This window comes from Photorhabdus hindustanensis (genome assembly GCF_002968995.1).
GTDB lineage: Bacteria > Pseudomonadota > Gammaproteobacteria > Enterobacterales > Enterobacteriaceae > Photorhabdus > Photorhabdus akhurstii.
In genome coordinates this window covers 1-22,950 of sequence record NZ_PUWT01000073.1, presented here as the reverse complement: position 1 = coordinate 22,950, position 22,950 = coordinate 1, and the positions used below count along the sequence as shown (strand labels likewise).

The window sequence follows — 22,950 nt, the reverse complement described above, 5'->3', positions numbered from 1 at the left end:
CTTAGTGTAAAACAACGCATTGCTGCTTAATGGCGTATATTTGCATTCTGATCATTTCTGCCACCGGGTCTTCCGGGCAATTCTCGACAAAATAATTTAAATCAGAAACCGCAATATGATTACAATCAAGTTCCGCATAAATCAGCCCTCTATCACGTATTTCATAGGGGTTATCGGGATCAAACATCAGCACAGCTTCACTCGTCCTCAGCGCCAATTCCATTTGTCCTTCGTCCATTAATGCGACTTTTATCGTATCTAGCATTTTACGTATAATGCTAGCGTTATCAGCGCTTTGCAAATCATCTGCTGCTAATTCCGCTGTCTGGCTAATATTACCTTTCAGCCATACATCAAGCACACGTTCGCTTAGCGCTTCTCCATTGATTGGATTAATAAACTTTGCCGTGTTATCTGGATAATCAACACGCAAAATCAACTGCGTCGGAAAAATAACCGGCATAAACGGCAGTTCTAAAGCCTGAGCAATATGAATCAGAATTGCCCCTAAAACAACAGAGGAACCTCGGCGGGTTTGCAATACTTTATCCAGCCATAATGTATCTGACAGGCAATAAACACCACTGGCGCCGCCGAATTTCCAGGTTTGATAAAAAAGCCTCAGTAATTTTTCCAGTCGTTCTTCTATATTTAGCTGCGGAGATATTTCACGTCTGGCTTCATCAATCAATACTTGAAGCTGCATTTCCACTGAATGCTGAGGAAAATCAGCACGCAAGATTCTGGAAATTAACAGGATACCGCTACTCAACGATGCATCATTAAATTCATAATCAGCTATGGCTTTCATCACTTTTCCACTGACCCAGTGTTATTCGCTCATTACCGCCATAATCCTGAAAAGTAGTCACCTGCCGATAACCACTCTCAGAAAATAGGCTTCTTACAACATTTCCCTGTCTCCAACCATGTTCCAATAACAACCATCCACCAGGCAACAAAAAATGGCGAGATAGATCAATAATGGTATTCAGATCAGCAATTCCCTGTCGCGCCGCAATTAATGCACTATCCGGCTCGAACCGAACATCGCCCTGAGATAGATGTGGATCGGTTTCATCTATGTAAGGCGGATTACTGACAATCATACCAAACTGTTGATTATTCAACGAAGAGAACCAATCGCTTACCCCAAAATCCACATTTTGTATTTTGAGTTTTTCAGCATTGCCCTGCGCCAACATGACCGCATCAGGATTGATATCAACCCCGATAACCCGGCAATCAGGACGCTCACTGGCGATTGCCAGTGCAATTGCGCCGGTTCCCGTTCCCAAATCCAGAATGCGGCAAGGTGTCAGCGATAGCCGTTCAAGCGCCTTTTCTACCAGACATTCAGTGTCAGGACGCGGGATCAACGTGGCAGGAGAGACATTTAATGGCAACGACCAAAATTCACGCTCACCGGTGATGTAGGCAATAGGTTCACCTTTCACCCGGCGAGCGAGTAAAGCCTCAAGCTGGCTGAACTGCGCCGAAGCTAGCTGCGTTTCACCGAACGCCAATAGGTAAGTTCGGGAATGGCGAGTGACAAACCCCAACAAAATTTCCGCATCTCGTTTAGGGCTGTCACTTGCCGATAGCTGTATTGCGGCTTGTTTAAGCCAAGATTGATAATCCATCAATCTTGCTCTGACAAAGCCGATAAGAGATCAGCTTGATATTCATTCACGATCGGCTGAACAAGCATATCTAATTTGCCTTCCATCACTTCATCAAGGCGGTATAACGTCAAGTTAATACGGTGATCCGTCACTCGCCCTTGGGGAAAATTGTAAGTGCGGTTGCGATCTGAACGATCACCGGAACCTAATAAGTTACGACGCTCAGACGCCTCGGCCTCTTGACGCTTACGAACTTCCGCCGCATGAATACGCGCGGCCAACACGGACATCGCTTTCGCTTTGTTTTTATGCTGAGAGCGCTCGTCCTGACACTCAACCACAATACCGGTTGGAATATGAGTGATACGAATAGCGGAATCCGTGGTATTGACGTGCTGACCGCCCGCCCCGGAGGAACGAAACGTATCAATACGCAAATCATTTGGGCTAATATCGGGCAACTCCGCTTCCGGAACCTCCGGCAAAACCGCAACGGTACAAGCAGACGTGTGAATGCGCCCTTGCGATTCGGTTTCCGGCACACGCTGAACACGATGACCACCCGATTCAAATTTTAAATGACCATAAACCTGCTCACCGGAAACTTTAGCAATAATTTCCTTATAGCCGCCATGCTCGCCATCATTAGCACTGATAACCTCGACTTTCCAACGATGGGATTCCGCATAACGGCTATACATACGAAACAGATCCCCGGCGAAAATAGCCGCTTCATCACCACCGGTTCCGGCACGTACTTCGAGAAAACAGTTACGTTCATCATCAGGATCTTTCGGCAACAACAATAATTGTAGTTGTTGCTCTAACTCTTCATTGCGGGCCTTGGCGTCCCTGATCTCTTCCTGTGCCATTTCCCGCATTTCAGGGTCATCAAGCATTATTTCGGCTGCTTTAAGGTCATCCTGAACAGCACGCCAGGCCCTAAAACAGCTCGTCACATCAGTCAGTTGAGCATATTCCCGCGACAAAGCACGAAAACGCTCCTGATCAGCAATCACATCGGCATCACCGAGATGAGCCAAAACTTCCTCGTGACGTTCTTGCAATGCTTCCAATTTAGCAACAATAGAAGGCTTCATTCTTGGTTTCAGACCCTATTCCGAGATATGGTTAATTATGTTCCAGCCCCAGGCTGTCACGTAATAAATTAAGGCGCTCCAGATCACCATTGCTGGCGGCTTGCTGGAGTGATTTGGTAGGAGCATGTATCAGACGGTTCACCAATTGATGAGTCAATTGATTAACGGCCTGTTCTACGTCAGCTCCCTGATTGATAGCAGTCAGTGCCTTAGCTGTCATTTCAGCCCGCACTCGTTCTGCCTGATTACGATACTCACGGATTGAATTTACTGCGCTCTGCGAACGCAACCAGTCCATAAAATAACGGCTTTCCTGTTGAACAATACATTCAGCCTGAACCGCCGCCGCTTTGCGCTGCGCAAGATTCTGCTGAATAATTGCTTGTAAATCGTCAACACTGTAAAGATAAACGTTATCCAACCTTTCTACATCAGGCTCTATATCACGAGGAACCGCAATGTCAATGAGTAACATTGGTTGGTTACGACGTAACTTTAATGCGCGTTCAACCATCCCTTTACCAATAATAGGCAAAGGACTGGCAGTCGAACTGATAACAATATCCGCTTCTGCTAAACGTGTGTCAATTTCAGGCAGGGTGATCACTTCCGCCTGAACTTCATCAGCCAACACTTGTGCCTTCTCTTTCGTCCTGTTAGCAATCATCATATGGTGCACGCGATGCTCTTTCAAATGACGAGCCGCCAGTTCAATCGTTTCTCCGGCACCGACCAGCAAAATATTTAGTTCAGAAAGTGATTCAAAAATCTGCCGCGCCAGAGTGCAAGCGGCAAATGCAACGGAAACCGCGTTCGAACCAATTTCTGTTTCCGTTCTGATGCGCTTGGCGACAGAAAATGATTTCTGAAACAGTCGCTCCAGTTCACTCGATAAAGAGTCGCTGTGCTGCGACTCGGCAAATGCTTTCTTCACTTGCCCAAGAATCTGAGGTTCTCCCAGCACCAACGAGTCCAGCCCACTCGCCACTCTCATCAAGTGGCTGACAGCTTCATTATCACAATGCCAGTAAATACTGGATCTTAGATCTCTGGGATTTAGCTGATGATATCCACACAACCAGTCAATTAACTGCTCATACAGATTATCTTGCTGTTCTACGCTGAGATAAAGCTCCGTACGATTACACGTTGACAACACAACCCCCCCTTTCACCAGGGGATGCTGGAGAAGGTTATCAAGCGCTTCCCCAATAGTACCCGGAGAAAAAGTGACCCGTTCACGCAGGGATACAGGAGCCGTTTTATGGTTAATACCAAGTGCTAACAAAGTCATATCAACTTCATTGAGTTATCAGCAGAGAGACAGTTCATCGTAAAAAACATTCTATTTGATGAAATCATCACCCTTAATAAGGACTCTTATAAACTGTGCATTCTACTTGATACCTCAGATCAATAAAAGACGATCGCAGTGTCTGGTATCATTATTCAGAACATTTTTTTGAAATTTAACTGGATTAATAGTTCATTCTTCATTATTAAGTGACGTAAAAGTTTTCACGTTATTAAACAGAGATTGCCGATGAAATCAATGCCGATAAAACCCATGTCGATAAAATCAGCGCCGACAAAACCGATACAAAAATTATCCCTATTCCGTCTATTGCCGCTCTCTTGTGTACTGTTGACCGCCTGTACATTAACGCAACCTGGCGGAACAGGTTCGGCAGATTCTCCCCAATGGCGAACACGTACCCAACAGCTACAGCAATTAAATCAATATCAAACACGTGGCTCTTTTGCCTATCTGTCTAATGAGAAAAAGGTTTATGCCCGCTTTTTCTGGCAACAATATCATTCTGAACGCTACCGTTTATTACTAACTAACCCGCTAGGCAGCACTGAATTAGAGCTGATCGTTCAGCCTGGTATGACGCAATTAACTGATAGCCAAGGTAAAAAATATTTTAGTGATAATCCCGAAGAGATCATTTATCAGCTCACCAATATGGATATTCCATTAGATAATCTGCGGCATTGGATAACGGGTCTCCCCGGTGATGCCAAAAACTTCAAACTGGATGCTAACCATCTATTGAAAACCGTCAATTACCAGCAACATGGCGCGACATGGCAGGTTAATTATCAATCCTACGATACCTCACACAACCCCCGCCCTTCCCAATCGCCTGGAACTGATTCAAGGAGATCGTCGCATCAAATTGAAAATGGATAACTGGACGACAAAATAATGACATTAACCTGGCCTTCGCCGGCAAAACTTAACCTATTTCTCTATATCACCGGTCGTCGCGCTGATGGTTATCACCAGTTGCAAACGCTATTTCAATTTCTTGATTATGGTGATGAAATTACCATTACCCCTCGTCAGGATAATGAAATCCGTTTACTGACGCCGGTAGAGGGGGTGGAACACGATAACAACCTGATCGTTCGCGCCGCGCGTCTATTGCAATCCTACAGCGATAAACACCATACCGGGATTGCTCATAAAGGCGCTGACATCCATATCAACAAACGTCTGCCAATGGGCGGTGGATTAGGCGGAGGTTCATCCAATGCCGCTACCGTACTCATTGCGCTGAATTATCACTGGCAAACCGGTTTCACAGACGAAACACTGGCAACCCTTGGCGTGAGCCTTGGCGCTGATGTGCCGGTCTTTGTCAAAGGACACGCCGCATTTGCAGAAGGTATTGGTGAAATTCTGCACATGGCAGAGCCGGCAGAAAAGTGGTATCTGGTTGCACATCCCGGTATTGAAATCTCAACTCTGCGCGTCTTCACAGATCCGGAATTAAAACGTGATACGCCAATTCGCCCTCTGGCCGCATTATTAAAGGCTCCGTACCTAAATGATTGTGAATCTCTTGTAAGAAAACGTTTTCGTAAGGTTGAACAGCTTCTTTCATGGCTGCTAGAATACGCGCCGTCACGCCTGACCGGAACCGGTGCCTGTGTATTCGGTGAGTTTGAATCAGAAGCATCGGCCCGTAAGGTGTTAAATCAAGCCCCTGAGTGGTTGCAGGGTTTTGTTGCGCGTGGCGTTAACAATTCACCTTTGCACAGTTTTCGCTCTGGGATACCCGTGTTATTGAACCAATGAATAAATATTTGTTATTTACATTGGTCAACAATATCTCTCTGGACGCAAGCCTGAGGTCTTTCTCGTGCCCGATATGAAGCTTTTTGCTGGTAACGCTATTCCTGAACTAGCACAACGTGTTGCCAACCGCCTGTACACCAACCTTGGAGACGCGGCTGTCGGCCGTTTCAGCGATGGTGAAGTCAGCGTGCAAGTTAATGAAAATGTGCGTGGTGGTGATATTTTCATCATCCAGTCCACTTGTGCACCGACTAACGACAATTTAATGGAATTAGTCGTTATGGTTGATGCGCTGCGTCGTGCTTCCGCAGGACGTATTACCGCAGTAATCCCTTATTTCGGTTATGCTCGTCAGGACCGTCGAGTCCGTTCAGCCCGTGTGCCAATTACCGCCAAAGTTGTTGCGGATTTCCTCTCCAGCGTTGGTGTAGACCGCGTACTGACCGTTGACCTGCATGCTGAGCAGATCCAAGGGTTCTTCGATGTTCCGGTTGATAACGTATTTGGCAGCCCAATTCTGCTGGAAGATATGTTACAGAAAGAGTTGGAAAACCCTATCGTTGTTTCCCCGGATATTGGCGGGGTTGTCCGCGCTCGCGCTATCGCTAAGCTGCTGAATGATACCGATATGGCTATCATCGATAAGCGTCGGCCACGCGCTAACGTTTCTCAAGTGATGCATATTATCGGTGATGTCGCTGGTCGCGACTGCGTGTTGGTCGATGACATGATTGATACCGGCGGCACCTTATGCAAAGCGGCGGAAGCATTGAAAGAACGCGGAGCAAAACGGGTATTCGCCTATGCCACTCACCCGATTTTCTCCGGCAATGCTGTGGACAACATTAAAAACTCGGTGATTGATGAAGTGGTTGTCTGTGACACCATCCCGCTGTCTGCCGAGATCAAGGCGCTCAATAAAGTTCGTACTCTCACTTTGTCCGGTATGTTAGCTGAAGCGATCCGGCGTATCAGCAATGAAGAGTCAATTTCTGCAATGTTTGAGCACTAATAAATAAGTTGTACTCATAATATTGCTATTTAAGAAAAAACCCGTTGTACAAGAGATTCAACGGGTTTTTTGCTTATCTGGAATATACTTTTCCATTAGCACAAACTATGACTAACTCTATTTTTGTTATGGATACCGATGATCACCACGACGATAACGCTCATCATAGTTTCTTAACCACCAATAACGATCTGCCACACCTTCCCGGCCTCCCACACCGGCACCAGCCAACCAAACAAGCGCGCCAATAAAAACACCCAATAGCGCGGCTTCAGATAAAAACTCAGGCCAGCCAAAACCGAAGATGTGAGGCAGTAATGTATAAGCCAGGCTACTCACTATGGTGAACATACCGACACCCATTAATACATTACCGACTATGAAAGCACTTTGACGTTTCATATATTACCTCCAACACTCTTCGTGAATACACACTCTCCGTGAATACACACTTCTCCGTGAACACTAAGAACCTATAATTCAAAAGTTAACGTTAATTGACTCGATATAACTATAAAGCTTATTTATAGTATAGCCCTATTTCACAAAAGGTCATTGCGGGCGCGATCACAACTAAAGGAGATTTAATAACAACACCCTAATCATTGTAAGAAATAACATGAAGAAATAATGAGTTAGTAGCCTGAACTTCACTTAAAGAAAAGTTCAGGTTTTTAACTAAATATTGACATATAACAATGATAGTTGTGAAATTCCATCCAGGTTATATATTTTTAATCAATGATTCCTACCGGGATAATAAAAATCATCTTATTTTCACACTGCATGATAACGGCTAAAAACAGGGGATTTTTCTAATTTTTCAATGCGTAACCATCAATCAGCATCCCCAAATATCCAACGCCTAATATAGCCCTGGGGTTAATTCTATCCACGTTTGAGAATATACTCGCCCATCAATACAACTTATATACACCGGTGCGGATTCATTCATGGGAGGTACATGATTATGAGGCGAATACCCTCGAGTATAAGAAGAAGAAACTCTAAAGCTGAAATAGCCATCTTTATCGGTAGTCATATGTTTGTCTTGATCACTCAATGACAGATAAAATCCCATAGATACTGATATAGTTACATTAGGTTCACCTACGCCATTCTTATATAAATATCCAGCTATAATACCGCTTGAAAATGAAGACAGAATAGCCGGAGATTTTCCAATCTTTAACTGATATGGATTATACGTGAAACACATAGCTATAGCCTTTTCAATAGCTCCCGCTTGTGCCATTAGCATCACTTCACCAGCACTATTAGATTGTATTGACGCCGTTATTTTACCCTCTTTATCTGTCATACCCGACGACGGAACTACTGTTGCCCCACTATCTGCATAGAAGGTTATTTTTTGGTTTTCAATTCCCTTACCCAACCGATCATACACAGTTACAACTACCTTATTCTCATCGGCACTATTAGTCCATGCATTATTTTTTTCTAAATCAAGATTAAGATCTGCCACAAATTGAGGAACAGCAGTAAACTCGACCTGGAGAGGAGGGGCTGCTATTTGAGTATCATTTTCCAAGTAAGCATATACATTCCCTTGACACGGAGTTAAATCAGTAGAAACTATTTCAACTGATACCTTACCCATTACTCCTGTGTTTTTTATAATTTTACGATCATTATTCTCTTTAAATACCATAGATTTATTATCTAAAGTGAAACTTACATTCACCCCATGCAATAAATAACCATCTTGCATTACGTTTACACCGATATCTATAGGCTTATCCGCAGTCTCCGTTTTTTCACTTGATATCCAATTTAATGTTTTAGCCTCTTTTGGTGCTTGTTCGCCATTCATTTCATTCTCCTAAATTATCACTAACATGTATATTTACACATGTTATCATTGATTTAAAGTTAAAAAACAAAATGGTTCAACATGATAATATTATGCCAATTAACAATAACCCTTATGCTAAATAGAAGGAAAATGTTTAAAATTAATAGAAAATTGAATCGACTTATCAACATCGGGTAAACTTATTATCACATTATTTTTTTCCGCTTTAGTATTAGTTATATGGAAAGTTGTACAACCATCCTGACTAATTGCAACCTGCAACTCTCTCTCATTATCACCATAACCTGAAATTATCGCGGAGCCATCAGTACGAACAAGTAATCTTTTGCCGGAATAGGCAGTACGGTCCACAATAACATAACCACTACAAACACTCACGCCATCAGCAGGTACCTCAGAGGTAAATGCATAAGCCTTGATAATATCCCCTCCATCTCTCCACTCACTAAATACTGCCTGACCTACACCCGGTGTTATAGAACCATCCTGCGCCGAAACAGTACAACAAAAACTACCCGTTTCCTCAGATTGCAAATGGAAATAAGCCAGCCCGAAACTATCAGGGGCAAATTGATATTGTGTGCCATCCCCTTCAACAATACTTCCTGATTCAACACTAGCCGATAATCTCTTTCCTGGCGGCCCATAAACCGCAACCAAATTTTTCGGCCTTATTCTGGGATATTCATTAGACACCATCGGCGCACCTGCGCTAATTGATATCATGGCAGATGACATATCCATTAATGACAATATCACTGAACCTGGAGCAGAAATATTATTGCCAACCTCATAATATCCTGTTCCCACCCCCTCTTGCCCCAAACAAAGCACGTTTTCCACCGGTACCACTAAAGAGACATAACCCTTCTTAATATCCTCATCACTGACTGTTATTGGTTGTGCATCCCAGTCAGACCTCGCAATTGGCTCATAATTAAAATTATGTCCTCGCCAGTGGAATATGACGCTATCGCCTTTCCGCATATGCTGATAATTGATATGCACATTTAACCCATGATGTTGTACAAGAGATGAATAGTGAATAACGCCAGATGTTGAATCTGGGTAAATTGATGGTAATAATTTTATCGATGGAGAATTAATAACTTTAATAACAGTCGGTTCAGAGAAATTTTCATTCTCGAAATCATCAGCTGATGTATAAGTCACATTATAGCAACCATCAGGTATTTCAGAGAACGGTATAGCTATAGTGAAAAAAATAGTATTAATATTCTGAACATAATAGGGTCTAGAAAAAATCCCCCCAACACTGACCACGATCACATCCCAGATTTCCATATCCTCATAATAGGGTACTTTGATAATTAAATCTTGATTCTGTTGAACAGAAACATCAATCAAGCCATCTTTATCTGCTTGCGGCAATTTTGGCGACGATAAAAGAATAAATGTATTTTCATGATTGGTAATCATATTTCACCTCCCATTGGAATCGGCCTGAACGATAAAACAAAATTGACTTTATCCCCTGAATCTGAATCAGGCGCTGTTAGCCAAACACTAACTTTACCTACTGTATCGCTAGTCACATTCACTGTCGCACTACCATCCTCCTTTAATGGAATATCTGCCCAGTTCTTATTATAACCATCGATGAGTGCATTATTATTAACTCTTACACGGATTTGATTAATATCATCATTATTTTTACGATCAATAAAAAGATATATCGAGCAAGGCGTCTTCCCATCCGCCGGAGCGCCTGTAGTATAATTATAGGCGGTAAAGACTATAGCTTCATCAGACTGACGATAATTACCAAAAATAAGCGGAAAAGATATTACTTTATTGATATCCTTTTGTGGAGCAATCATCAAAAAAGCCGAAAACTCTTCGCTATTTTCAATATTTTTATGTTCAAACGGAGAACGAACATAAAAATGTCCTTTTCCAGTCTCATCTAACGTCAATATGATCTGATCCACATTAATGTTATCGTCGACAATAGAAGCCCCAATAGATGTCGTAGCATAAAATTTATGCCCAGGCAGACCATATATAGTCACAATATTTTGAGGGTTAAGATTAGGGTAATCGGTTAAATCACTTATCGCCGCATTTTCTGTGATAATCACACTTGATATGCCGTTATTCATATTGTCACCATTAACTCCATGATTTATTAATTGAAAATAAAATGATAACGCTTAATAAAATATTAAAGCTCAATCGGTTAAATTTACTGTCCGGGAAGAACCGTATCAATACGTCCATACCAAATCTTAGAGTCCTTTGTACTTTCACTATATTTCATGCCTACATTATAAGTGATATAAACTGCTCCTGGCGCACCATCACTATACGAATCTACATTAGTAAAAGGCGCTTGACCAAGCTGAATAATCGCCTCCCCAGCCGCCACTTCGTCGGCAGTTACCGTATGAGGATCAAGAGAATAAGTTTTTGAAGATGGATTCTCATTTACAATGCCGTTAACGTAAACATGTATCTTGATAACACTATTTACCTCTATTCCATTCTTTTTACCCACAGCAATATGCGCATCCAATCCCCCGCCTAAAATAGTTTCAAGATTGATTCTGGCTTTCTGCCCAAGTTCCTCCTGATCTTTATGAGTGAAAATTCTGGGTACCGCTAATGTACGCTCAATTTCAGGTGGCACATTCGGTACTGCCTCTGTTAAATTAAAATAGCGGACAGATGACTTAGTTGTTTTCCCCGTCTTATCAGTTACATAATAATACAATACATTATCGCCAACATTCGGAATACTGGCATACGGAACTAAAATAAACGGCTTATCCAACTGGCACAACTCAGTAATTACCGCAGACTGGCTTTTTGTTTCTTTATCACCTTCTCTAATTATTAAGAAGATTTGATCCAGCGGTTCAGCTCCTTCATAGAATGGGATAATCGCATTAAAACTTGTGATCCTATTTCCTGGCGGTGGTGTTAATTTATCACCAGTCAGTTCTGCAATATTTGGCGCTGGAAGCGTTGGAGCAATATCTTCTGTAATCATCAAAATGCTTGATGAAGAGTTTTTCGAAAAAGATGGCAGTTTTGTGAACATGCTCACCGAGTAACTCCCCTCAGATTTCTTAGGGAAAACTCTTAAGGCAACAAAACCATTACTATCTGTATTAATATAATATTGATAATTATCTTTTTCACTAATAAAAGGCGATATTTCTGTCGTAAGTTGTTCTCCATCATCCCCAAAAATACGTACTGCCCTATCAGTTACCAGAGGAATTTGAAAATAGGGAAGTGGATCATTTGTCTCATTCAACGCATACATATTAATGAGCAGGCTGCCATTGAATGATGAAGGTCGCTCATTATCTGCTGCCGGAGATAAATCTTTTACCCATGAATCTCCAATAATTATAGGGGTAAACCCTTCGTATGAAAAACCATTTTCATCAATAGAATGAAACGCAATCTCCAATTTAGCATCAGGGTCCGTAGCCTTATCCATTGAAAATGTTATGGTGAAATCACTAGCGCCAGAATCAGCGGCAACAACAAATTTTGCAGTACAGATATTTTTCTCAACATCTCTTGAAATACGAGGAATCTCACCAAAATTACGATCTTGTGGGTAACTGCATACTATATCAGTCGTTTCCGTTACTTTATGGGTGTCATCACCTGAATAAGTCACAGTAATGACAACTGGGCATTCTTCTAAAACCGTTATTCCTGAAACGATATCTGCTGTCAATGTCGACATATTAAACCTCATATTAAAGTTAAACATCAATAAGTAAAAATCGCCAGTAATGCGTTTACACAACGATACTTACCATCTATTACCCCCTTTCTACTTCTCACATAAATAAATTATTTACTTTAGCCGTTACTGTAATAACAATAAATCCCCACTCAAAGCATAAGCCTTATATCCAAGTATACCCCATATAGTCACAATATCTATATGGTTAAGATTGCGGTAATTGTTAAATCATCTTTCACCATGTTTGCCATTATTCATACTGTCGCCATTAACTCCATGATTCATCGATTGAAAATAATCCATAATAAAAAATCGCTAGTTCACCAATAATAAACATGGCCGGGGAAATGGAAAACGCTTACGCATTTTCCAATAAACAAATAAAAGCCCAATCAGTTAAATCTACTGTCCAGGAGGAACCGTATCAATGAGTCCAAACCAAATCTTGGAGTTCTTTATTCTTACACTGTAAGTGACATAAACTAATCCTGGCCCATCACGATATGAGTCTACACCCGTAAAAGGTGCCTGACCAAGCGGGATAATAACCTCTCCTGCCGCCACTTCATCGGCAGTTACCGTATGAGGCTCAAGAGAATAAATTTTTGAAGATGGACTATGATTGACAATACCATTAACGTAAATACGTACATTGATAATACTATCCACATCTATTCCATTTTTTTTACCCACAGCAATACGCGCATCTAGCCCTCCCCCTAAAATTTTTACAAGATTGATCTTACCTCTCTGTTTAAGTTCGGCCTGATCTTTATGAGTGAAAATTCTAGGTGCTGCTAATGTACGCCTGATCTCTGGTGGTTGATTTGGTACTGACCTCGTTAAATTAAAATAGAGGGCAGATGACATAGTTATATTTCCCGTTGTATCAGCCATATAATAATATAACTCATTATCGCCAGTATTTGGAACACTGGCATATGGAACTGAAATAAACGGACTATCCAACTGATTCAGATCAGTAATGACAGTAGACACACTTGGCGTTTCATCATTATCTTCTCTGATCATTAAGAAAATTCTATCTCTCGGCTTAACACTTTCATAAAATGGGATACTCACATGAAAACCTGTACTACTATTTCCTACTGATGGTGTTAAGCTATCACCGTCCAACTCTTCAATATCTGGCATTGCAAGCGTTGGAGCAATGTCTTCTGTAATAAACAGAATATTTGATGAATATTTCCTTAAAAAATCCTGCAACTCTGTAAACATATTGACTGTGTAGTTACTCCCCTCCCCTCTACTGGGGAAAATTCTTAAGGCAGCAAAACCTCTACTATCCGTATTAATGTAATATTTATTTCCATTGAATCCTCTAATAAAAGGCAATATTTCTGTTGTAAGTTGACCTCTACCATCTTCAAAAATACGAACTAGCTTATCAGTTACCAAAGGAATTTGAAAATAAGGTAACGGATCATCTGTTTTACTCAGCGCATATATATTAACAAGGAGGCTGCCGTTAAACTCAGAAGGTTGCTCATCATCCGCTGCCGGAAATAAGTCTTTTACCAGCGAATCGCCAATAATCACAGGTTCAAACGCTGCATGCGAAAAACCATTTTTATCAATAGGATGAAATGCTATCTCTAATTTAGCATTGGGGTCCGTAGTATTATCCATTGAAAATATTATGGTAAAATCACCGGCACCAGAATTGGCAGTAACAATAAATTTTGCAGTGCAGGTATTACTCTTGATATCCCTTGAAATACGAGGAGTCTCATCAAAACTGACATCTTGCTGGTCACTGTACACTATATCAGTCATTTCCGTTACTTTATGTAACTCATCACCTGAATAAGTCACCGTAATGACAACTGGGCACTCTTCTAAAACCGTTATTCCTGAAACAATATCTGCTGTAAGTGTCGACATATTAAACCTCATATCAAAGTTAAACATTAATAATAAATAAGCATTTGATTTTTATAAAAATAATGCGCTCCCACAACGATACTTACTACTTATTACCTCCTTCCTACTTCTCACATAAATAAATTATTTACTTTAGCTGTTACTGTAATAACAATAAATCCATCACTCAGTGTAGAAGCTACATATCCAAGTATACCCTATATAGTCACCCTATTTTTGGGTCAAAATTAGGATAATTGTTAAATCACTTTTCGCCATGCATGGCATTATTCATACTGCATCCATTGACTCCATAATTTATTATTGAAAATAAAACATTTAATAAAATATTATAGCTCGGTAATAAAGAAATCACCAGTTCACAAATAAGCAACATGTCCTGTAAAATGGAAAACGCTTACACATTTTCCATAAACAGATAAAATCTCAATCAGTTAAATTTATTTCCTAGGGGGAACAGTATCAATCTGTCCAAACCAAATCTTAGATTCTTTTTTGCCTACGCTGTAAGTGATATAAACCGAGCCTAGCGTACCATCACGATATGAATCTACATTAGTAAAAGGCGTCTGACCAAGCAGAATAATAGTCTCTCCAGCCTCTACTTCGTCATCAGTTACCGTATGAGGAGCAATAGAATAAATCTTTGAGGATGGATTCTCATTTACAATACCATTAACGTAAATACGTATATTGATAACACTATTTACCTCTATTCCGTTGTTTTTACCCACAGCAATATGAGCATCCAACCCTCCACCTAAAATATATTCAAGATTAATCTTACCTGGCCAACCAAACTCCTCCTGTCGTTTATGATTAAAAATTCTAGGTCTCGCTAATATACGCCTAATCTCTGGTGGTTCATTCGGTACTGAACTCGTTAAATCAAAATAGAGGGCAGATGACATAGTGACATTTCCCACTGCATCAGCAATATAATAATATAACTCATTATCACCAACATTTGGAATATTGGCATATGGAACTGGAATAAATAAATTATCCAACTGATTCAGATCATTAATGACAGCAGACACACTTGGCGTTTCATTATTACCTTCTCTGATCATTAGGAAAACTGTGTCTTTCGGTTTAACACCTTCATAAAATGGGATACTCACATGAAAACCTGTACTGCTATTTCCTATTGATGGCGTTAATTTATTACCATTCAGCTCTGCAATATCTGGTGCCGCAAGGGTTGGATCAATGTCCTCTACAATAAAAAGAATATTTGATAAAGGTTTCTTTGAAAAATCAGGCAATTCTGTGAACATATCAACTGTATAATTACCATTCTCCTTCTTGCTGGGGAAAATCTTTAAAGCAACAAAACCATTTTTATCCGTATTAATATAGTATTTATTATTATCGTAATTTAGAACAAGAGGCAATATTTCTTCCGTAATTTGATCTCCATCATACCCAAAAACACGCACTAAATTATCAATTACCAGAGGGATTTGAAAATAGGGTAACGGCTCATTTTTTTCACTCAACGCATAGATATTAATAAGGAGGCTGCCATTAAATTCAGAAGGCTCCTCATCATCTTCTGCCGGAGATAAATCTTTTATCAACGAATCGCCAATAATGATAGGCTCAAACGCTGCATGTGAAAAACCATTTTTATCAATAGGATGAAACGCAATTTCCAATTTAGCATTCGGGTCCGTAGTATTATCCATTGAAAATACTATGGTGAAATCACCAGCACCAGAATTGGCAGTAACAACAAATTTTGCAGTACAAGTATTATTTTCGACATCTCTTGAAATATGAGTAGTCTCATCAAAACGGATATTTTCTGGGGTATTATACACTATATCCGTCGTTTCCGTTACTTTATGAGACTCATCACCTGAATAAGTCACCGTAATAACAACCGGGCACTCTTCTAAAACCGTTATTCCTGAAACGATATCTGTTGTAAGTGTCGACATATGAAACCTCATATTAAAGTTAAACATCAATCAGTAAAAAACATTTAATTTTCTGTCAAAATAATGCGTTTATACAACGATGCTTACTCTTTATTACCTCCTTCCTGTTTATCACATAAATTATTTATTTACTTTAGCTATTAACGTAATAGCAACAAATCCACTACTCATAACATAAGCTTTATATCGAAATATACCCTATATAGTTACAATATATCTGGGATTAAGATTACAATAATTGCCAAATCGCTTTTCGCCATGCCTGCCATTATTCATACTGTCACCATTAATTCCATGATTTATTGTTGAAGATAAAATGACAACGCCTAATAAAACATTATAGCTCGGTAATAAAGAAATCGCCAGTTCACAAATAAGAAATATGTTCGGCAAAATGGAAAATGTTTACGCATTTCCCAATAAACAGGTAAAAGCTCAATCAACCAAATCTATTGTCCAGGTGGAACAATATCAATATGTCCAAACCAGATCTTAGATTCCTTTTGACCTAGCTTGGCACATCACCACGATATGAGTCTACGGAACAGTATCAATGTATCCAAACCAAATCTTAGATTCTTTTTGGCCTACACTGTAAGTGATATAAATCGAGCCTGGCGTACCATCACGATGTGAGTCTATATTAGTAAAAGGTGCCTGACCAAGCCGAATAATAGTCTCTCCTGCCGCCACCTCTTCGGCAGTTACCGTATGAGGATCAACAGAATAAAGTTTCGAAAATGGATTCTCATTCATAATACCATTAACGTAAATACGTACATTGATAACATTATTTACCTCTATTCCATTGTTTTTACCTACAGCAATATGGGCATCCAACCCCCCTCCTAAGATACCGTCAAGATTAATCTTTGCTGGCCACCAAAATTCCTCCTGTCGTCTATGATTAAAAATTCTAGGTTTCGCTAATATACGCTGAACCTCTGGTGGTACATTTGGTACTGACCTCGTTAAATTAAAATAGAGGGCAGATGACATAGCTATATTTCCCATTGTATCAGCCATATAATAGTATAACTCATTACCACCAATATTTGGAACGCTGGCATATGGAACTAAAATCAACGGATTATTCAACTGATTCAGACCAGTAATTACGGCAGACGCACTTGGCGTTTCGTAATTATCCTCTCTGATCATTAAGAAAACTGTGTCTTTCGGTCCAGCACCTTTATAAAATGGGATACTCACATGAAAACCTGTGCTGCTATTTCCTACTAATGGCGTTAATTTATCACCATTCAGCTCTTCAATATCTGGCGTTATAAGCGTCGGAGCAATGTCTTTTGTAATAAACAGAATATTTGATGAAGATTTCTTTGAAAAATCCGGCAATTCTGTGAACATATCAACCGCATAATTCCCCTTCCCTTTCTGACTGGGGAAAACCCTTAAAGCAACAAAACCGTTTTTATCCGTATTAATATAATATTTATTAATACTTAATTTTCGAATAAAAGGAGATATTTCTTCCGTAATTTGTTCTCCATCATACCCAAAAATACGCACTATCCTATCTGTTACCAGAGGAATTTGAAAATAGGGTAACGGCTCATTCGTTTTACTCAACGCATATATATTGACGAGGAGGCTGCCATTAAACTCAGAAGGCTCCTCATTATCTTTTGCCGGAGATAAGTCTTTTATCAACGAATCACCAATGATTATGGGTTCAAATGCTGCATGTGAAAAATCATTCTTATCAATAAAATGAAATACTCTCTCCAATTTAGCATCGGGGTCCGTAACCTTATCCATTGAAAATGTTATGGTGAAATCATTGACACCAGAATTAGCAGTAACAACAAATTTCGCAGCGCAAGTATTATTTTCGATATCTCTTGAAATACGAGGAGTCTTATCAAAACGGATATTTTCTGGGGTACTATACACTATATCAGTCGTTTCCGTTACTTTATGAGTATCATCACCTGAATAAGTCACAGTGATAACAACTGGGCACTCCTCTAAAACCGTTATTCCTGAAACGATATCTGTTGTAAGTGTCGACATATTAGACCTCATATTAAAGTTAAACACCAATCAGTAACAAACACTTAATTTTCTGTCAAAATAATGCGTTTATACAACGATGCTTACTATCTATTACCTCCTTCCTGTTTGTCACATAAATAAATTATTTACTTTAGCCGTTAATGTAATAACAATAAATCTCTACTCGAAACATAAGCTTTATACCCAAATATACCCTATATAGTTACAATATATCTGGGGTTAAAATTACGGTAATTGTTAAATCACTTTTCACCATATTGACCATTATTCATACTGTCACCATTAGCTCCATGATTACTTGGTTGAAAATAAAATAACAACGATTAATAAAACATTATAGTATGCAATAAAGAAATCGCCAGTTCACAAATAAGAAAAAGCTCAATCAGTTAAATTTATTGTCCAGGTGGAACAGTATCAATGTATCCAAACCAAATCTTAGATTCTTTTTGGCCTACGCTATAAGTGATATAAACCGAACCTGGCCTACCATCACGATACGAGTTCACATTAGTAAAAGGTGCCTGACCAAGCGGAATAATAGCCTCTCCAGCCGCCACTTCGTCAGCAGTTACCGTATAAGGCTTAACAGAATAAAGTTTCGAAAATGGATTCTCATTGACAATACCATTAACATAAATACGTACATTAATGACATCATTTACCTCTATTCCATTGTCTTGACCCACAGCAATATGGGCATCCAACCCTCCTCCTAAGATATCGTCAAGATTGATCCTCGCTGGCCAGCCAAAATCCAACTGTAGCATATGACTAAAAATTATGGGTGCAGCTAATGTACGATTAATCTCTGGTGGTACATTTGGTGCTGACCTCGTTAAATTAAAATAGAGGGCAGACGACATATTTATATTTCCCGTTGTATCAGAAATATAATAATATAACTCATTACCGCCAATATTTGGAATGCTGGCATATGGAACTAAAATAAACGGACTATTCAACTGTTCCAGATCAGTAATTACGGCAGACGCACTTGGCGCTTCGTAATTACCTTCTTTGATCATTAAGAAAATTCTATCTTGTGGTCTAACACCTTCATAAAATGGGATACTCACATGAAAACCTGTACTACTATTCCCTATCGATGGTGCTAATTTATTACCATTCAACTCTTCAATATCTGGCGTTGCAAGGGTTGGAGCAATATCTTTCGTAATAAACAGAATATTTGATGAAGATCTCTTTGAAAAATCCGGCAATTCTGTGAACATATCAACTGCATAGTTCCCCTTCCCTTTCTGACTGGGGAAAACCCTTAAAGCAACAAAACCGTTTTTATCCGTATTAATATAATATTTATTACTACTTAATTTTCGAATAAAAGGAGATATTTCTTCCGTAATTTGCTTTCCATCATACCCAAAAATACGCACTATCCTATCCGTTACCAGAGGAATTTGAAAATAGGGTAACGGATCATTTGTTTTACTCAACGCATACAGATTAACGAGGAGGTTGCCATTAAATAATGAAGGTTGCTTGTCATCTTCTGCCGGAGATAAGTCTTTTATCAACGAATCACCAATGATTATAGGTTCAAACGCTGCATGCGAAAAACCATTTTTATCAATAGTATGAAATGCTCTCTCCAATTTAGCATCGGGGTCCGTAGCCTTATCCATTGAAAATTCTATGGTGAAATCACCAGCGCCAGAACCAGCAGTAACAACAAATTTTGCAGTACAGGTATTATTCTCGACATCTCTTGAAATACGAGGGATCTTATCAAAACTGATATTTTCCGGGTTATTGTATACTATGTAAGTCGATTCCGTTACTTTGTGAGTATCATCGCCTGAATAAGTCACAGTGATAACAACTGGGCACTCCTCTAAAACCGTTATTCCTGAAATTATATCTGCTTTAAGTATTGACATATTAAACCTCATGTTAAAGTTAAACACCAATAAGTAACAAACACTTAATTTCTATCAAAATAATGTTCTTCTACAATGATGCTGACTACCTATTATTCTCCTTCCTGTTTGTCACGTAAATAAATTATCTACTTTAGCAATTACTGTAATAGCAATGTATTCTTTATCCAAAAGGTATTATAAAGTGGGATACAGCGCTTCTTCCTCATATTCAAGAAACTAAGTCAGAAACTACCAGCATATGAGTCCACATATAAAAAAAGCGACTGACCAAGCTGAATAACACCTACTCCAACCTCCGCATCTTCCTTGATTCATGTATGAGGATCAATAGCAATAAATACTTAATCTAACTCCTCTCACACAATATCATCAGCGTAAACACTTACATTAATAACATCATCTACATTGATTTCAACTTCCGGCCCTACCTTTGTGATCGCTCATTAGGGACTGAATCGCTTAAAATAACGAGAAGGTAGCATGTCTATGTTTTCACTATAAGTCACAGTAATGGCAATTGGGCACTCTTCTAAAACCGTCATTCCTGAAATTATATCTGCTGTAAGTGTTAACATATTAAACCTAATATTAGAATTAAACACCAATAAGTAACAAACGCCTAATTTTCTATCAAAATAATGCGCTTCAACAATAATGCCTACTACCTATTATTCCCTCCCTACTCCTCACATAAAACTACATAAGCCACTGCATTTACATCTTTCTTATCCAACAAATGAGCTTGAATTTTTTTTGTTATTTATTTGTAGCCCTCCCATTGTTATTCCCTCAGCAGGTAGAGTCTGGCCTAATAAACCTTTCTCAATAAGATTCAAATTCAAACTATTAACCAGATAATCAATTGAACTACCAAGATCACTCTCCTTTATCCTATTTCCTCTTGTACACCAAGGTAAAGGTTGACTCTCGTCAATACGACTCTTTACATCAGGGTAACCAATCCCCGCCCCTATGTAGCTAGAATCATCAATAATTACAAAGTGGTCAATTTTCACATTGGGAATAACATATTTTAAATATCGACCAGATATTGAGTGTGTAAACGTCGCAGTTAATGTAACCGTTCCTGCTTTTTTAACGCTAAAATCACCTTGTAACGCCTCAACATCAACTACACTCTTATTACTTGAATCATATACTTCATTATAATCAGCCATATGTGATTCCCTCGACAAATACTCAGGTTTAAACATCATTCCTTCCCAGCCAAAGTTCATTCTTTCCTTTGGTACTGAACGCCCGAGCGATTCTCCATCTTTATGGTGATAATCCAATATAAAGAAGTTAGCAACATCCTGCTCATTAGCCTTAATTTCTACCGTTTTATTCTTAGAACCAACAGATGAATCATTCACTTTGGCCGTTACCATAACAGCAACAAACCCGCCACTTTTGCTATATATCTGATATTGCGCTTTCCCATCAGCATCTGTTTTACCATCACCCACTACCTGAGTAACTAGGTTTTTATCAGTGATGGTAACTCCCTTACTATTTGTTGCACTCCAGGCCACCGCAACACCGCTTTTCGCCTGCCCGGAAAAATCTTTTACTGTGGCAGTAAAGGTATAAGTATGCCCCTCGCCTTCTCCTTCTGTTACGTGATCTGGGCTAACAGTAAGAGAAGCAAGCTCATCAGGGCTAATAAAACTGACTTTTTTATCAGCGTTCTCCGCCGTCTGCTGGGTAGCCGTTTTCGCCGACACCTGCACATCCTTCACCACCGCCGTGCTGGTTAAGGTCGCCGTCACCTGCCCTTGCGCATTACTCACCGAATTGCCCTGTTTCGTCAGGGTTAACCCATCAACCTTTGGATCAGTCTGCCAGTCAATATCGATTGATTTATCCACCACCGGCTTGCCATATGCATCTTCCACTGTCGCCGTGAAGGTGTAAGTATCAGTGCCTCCGTTGTAGAGTGGACCCTCTTTGTCCACCGTTACATGGGTAACATGATAGCTAGTGCTCAGATCCTCAAAACTGACCTTTCGATCAGCCTTGACCCACGACGAGTTACCCGCCGTCTTCGCTGATACCTGCACATCCTTCACCGCCGCCGTGCTGGTTAAGGTCGCCGTCACCTGTCCCTGCGCGTTACTCACCGAGTTGCTCTGTTTCGTCAGGGTTAACCCGTCAACCATTGGCTCTGTCTGCCAGTCAATGTCGACCGGTTTACCCACCACCAGATTGCCATGCCCGTCCTTCACCGTCGCCGTGAAGGTATAACTGTCACTGCCGTTGTTGTAATGCGCCTTGTCTTTATCCACTTCCACCGTCACGCTGGCGACATAATAGCTGGCGCTGTACTCCGTAAAGCTGACTTTTCCATTCGCATTCACCGCCGTCTGCTGGGTAGCCGTTTTCGCCGATACCTGCACATCCTTCACCGCCGCCGTGCTGGTTAAGGTCGCCGTCACCTGCCCCTGCGCGTTACTCACCGAATTGTTCTGTTTCGTCAGGGTTAACCCGTCAACCGCTGGATTGGTCTGCCAGTCAATATCGACCGGCTTACCCACCACCAGATTACCGTGCCCGTCCTTCACCGTCGCCGTGAAGGTATAACTGTCAGTGCCGTTGTTGTAATGCGCCTTGTCTTTATCATCCGCATCCACCGTCACGCTGGCGACATAATAGCTGGCGCTGTACTCCGTAAAACTGACTTTTCCATTCGCGTTTTCCGCCGTCTGCTGGGTAGCCGTTTTCGCCGATACCTGCACATCCTTCACCACAGCCGTGCTGGTTAAG

Annotated in this window: 16 protein-coding genes and 1 pseudogene; 3 read left to right on the top strand and 14 right to left on the bottom strand. The window is 40.3% G+C overall.

Annotated elements, in window-relative coordinates:
* Position 1: 1 nt before the first annotated feature.
* The 4 genes from sirB1 to hemA are packed head-to-tail and all read right to left on the bottom strand — an operon-like array spanning position 2 to position 4,019.
* Positions 2-811 (bottom strand): invasion regulator SirB1, encoded by an 810-nt coding sequence (sirB1, locus tag C6H66_RS21730; protein WP_046397590.1) that lies wholly within the window; start codon positions 809-811, stop codon positions 2-4.
* Positions 795-1,643 carry a peptide chain release factor N(5)-glutamine methyltransferase gene (gene prmC / locus C6H66_RS21725; protein WP_105396696.1) on the bottom strand — a complete coding sequence of 283 codons (849 nt, stop codon included), beginning with the start codon at positions 1,641-1,643 and terminating at the stop codon, positions 795-797. The genes sirB1 and prmC overlap by 17 nt, the downstream gene beginning before the upstream one ends.
* Positions 1,643-2,725: a peptide chain release factor 1 gene (gene prfA / locus C6H66_RS21720; protein WP_046397588.1), complete on the bottom strand. Its 1,083-nt coding sequence runs from the start codon at positions 2,723-2,725 to the stop codon at positions 1,643-1,645. The genes prmC and prfA overlap by 1 nt, the downstream gene beginning before the upstream one ends.
* Before the next feature lie 31 nt (positions 2,726-2,756).
* Positions 2,757-4,019, bottom strand: a complete 1,263-nt coding sequence (gene hemA, locus C6H66_RS21715; protein ID WP_036778674.1) for a glutamyl-tRNA reductase — start codon at positions 4,017-4,019, stop codon at positions 2,757-2,759.
* Positions 4,020-4,292: 273 nt separating this feature from the next.
* Between hemA and lolB the strand changes: the two are divergent.
* From lolB to prs, 3 genes and pseudogenes are all read left to right on the top strand, one after another.
* Positions 4,293-4,938 (top strand): annotated as a pseudogene (lolB, locus tag C6H66_RS21710) (lipoprotein insertase outer membrane protein LolB).
* Positions 4,938-5,813 carry a 4-(cytidine 5'-diphospho)-2-C-methyl-D-erythritol kinase gene (gene ispE / locus C6H66_RS21705; protein ID WP_036814224.1) on the top strand — a complete coding sequence of 292 codons (876 nt, stop codon included), beginning with the start codon at positions 4,938-4,940 and terminating at the stop codon, positions 5,811-5,813. Before lolB ends, ispE begins: the two are co-directional and overlap by 1 nt.
* Before the next feature lie 64 nt (positions 5,814-5,877).
* Positions 5,878-6,825 (top strand): ribose-phosphate diphosphokinase, encoded by a 948-nt coding sequence (gene prs, locus C6H66_RS21700; RefSeq protein WP_011146321.1) that lies wholly within the window; start codon positions 5,878-5,880, stop codon positions 6,823-6,825.
* A 126-nt stretch (positions 6,826-6,951) separates the two neighbouring features.
* On the opposite strand, the gene ychH is transcribed toward prs, so the two are convergent.
* The 10 genes from ychH to C6H66_RS21650 all read right to left on the bottom strand — a co-directional run.
* Positions 6,952-7,227 (bottom strand): stress-induced protein YchH, encoded by a 276-nt coding sequence (gene ychH / locus C6H66_RS21695; protein ID WP_036778679.1) that lies wholly within the window; start codon positions 7,225-7,227, stop codon positions 6,952-6,954.
* 463 nt (positions 7,228-7,690) lie between these two features.
* Complete coding sequence (locus tag C6H66_RS21690) at positions 7,691-8,659, bottom strand: Ig-like domain-containing protein (RefSeq protein WP_105396695.1); 969 nt, start codon at positions 8,657-8,659, stop codon at positions 7,691-7,693.
* 117 nt (positions 8,660-8,776) lie between these two features.
* Positions 8,777-10,102 carry a hypothetical protein gene (locus C6H66_RS21685; RefSeq protein WP_105396694.1) on the bottom strand — a complete coding sequence of 442 codons (1,326 nt, stop codon included), beginning with the start codon at positions 10,100-10,102 and terminating at the stop codon, positions 8,777-8,779.
* Entirely contained in the window at positions 10,099-10,785 is a 687-nt protein-coding gene (locus C6H66_RS21680; RefSeq protein ID WP_040148972.1) for a hypothetical protein, read from the bottom strand. Before C6H66_RS21680 ends, C6H66_RS21685 begins: the two co-directional genes overlap by 4 nt.
* An 83-nt stretch (positions 10,786-10,868) precedes the next feature.
* On the bottom strand, positions 10,869-12,389 hold the full coding sequence (locus tag C6H66_RS21675; RefSeq protein WP_105396693.1) for a hypothetical protein: 1,521 nt from the start codon (positions 12,387-12,389) through the stop codon (positions 10,869-10,871).
* A gap of 405 nt (positions 12,390-12,794) precedes the next feature.
* Positions 12,795-14,297: a hypothetical protein gene (locus tag C6H66_RS21670; protein WP_248000777.1), complete on the bottom strand. Its 1,503-nt coding sequence runs from the start codon at positions 14,295-14,297 to the stop codon at positions 12,795-12,797.
* A gap of 440 nt (positions 14,298-14,737) precedes the next feature.
* Positions 14,738-16,243 carry a hypothetical protein gene (locus C6H66_RS21665; protein ID WP_105396691.1) on the bottom strand — a complete coding sequence of 502 codons (1,506 nt, stop codon included), beginning with the start codon at positions 16,241-16,243 and terminating at the stop codon, positions 14,738-14,740.
* A 537-nt stretch (positions 16,244-16,780) separates the two neighbouring features.
* A complete protein-coding gene (locus C6H66_RS21660) occupies positions 16,781-18,277 on the bottom strand; it encodes a hypothetical protein (protein WP_105396690.1) in 1,497 nt (498 codons plus the stop codon).
* Positions 18,278-18,675: 398 nt separating this feature from the next.
* On the bottom strand, positions 18,676-20,181 hold the full coding sequence (locus tag C6H66_RS21655; protein WP_105396689.1) for a hypothetical protein: 1,506 nt from the start codon (positions 20,179-20,181) through the stop codon (positions 18,676-18,678).
* Positions 20,182-20,909: 728 nt separating this feature from the next.
* The coding region (locus C6H66_RS21650) for an Ig-like domain-containing protein (protein ID WP_248000776.1) at positions 20,910-22,950 on the bottom strand (2,041 nt) is incomplete at its 5' end.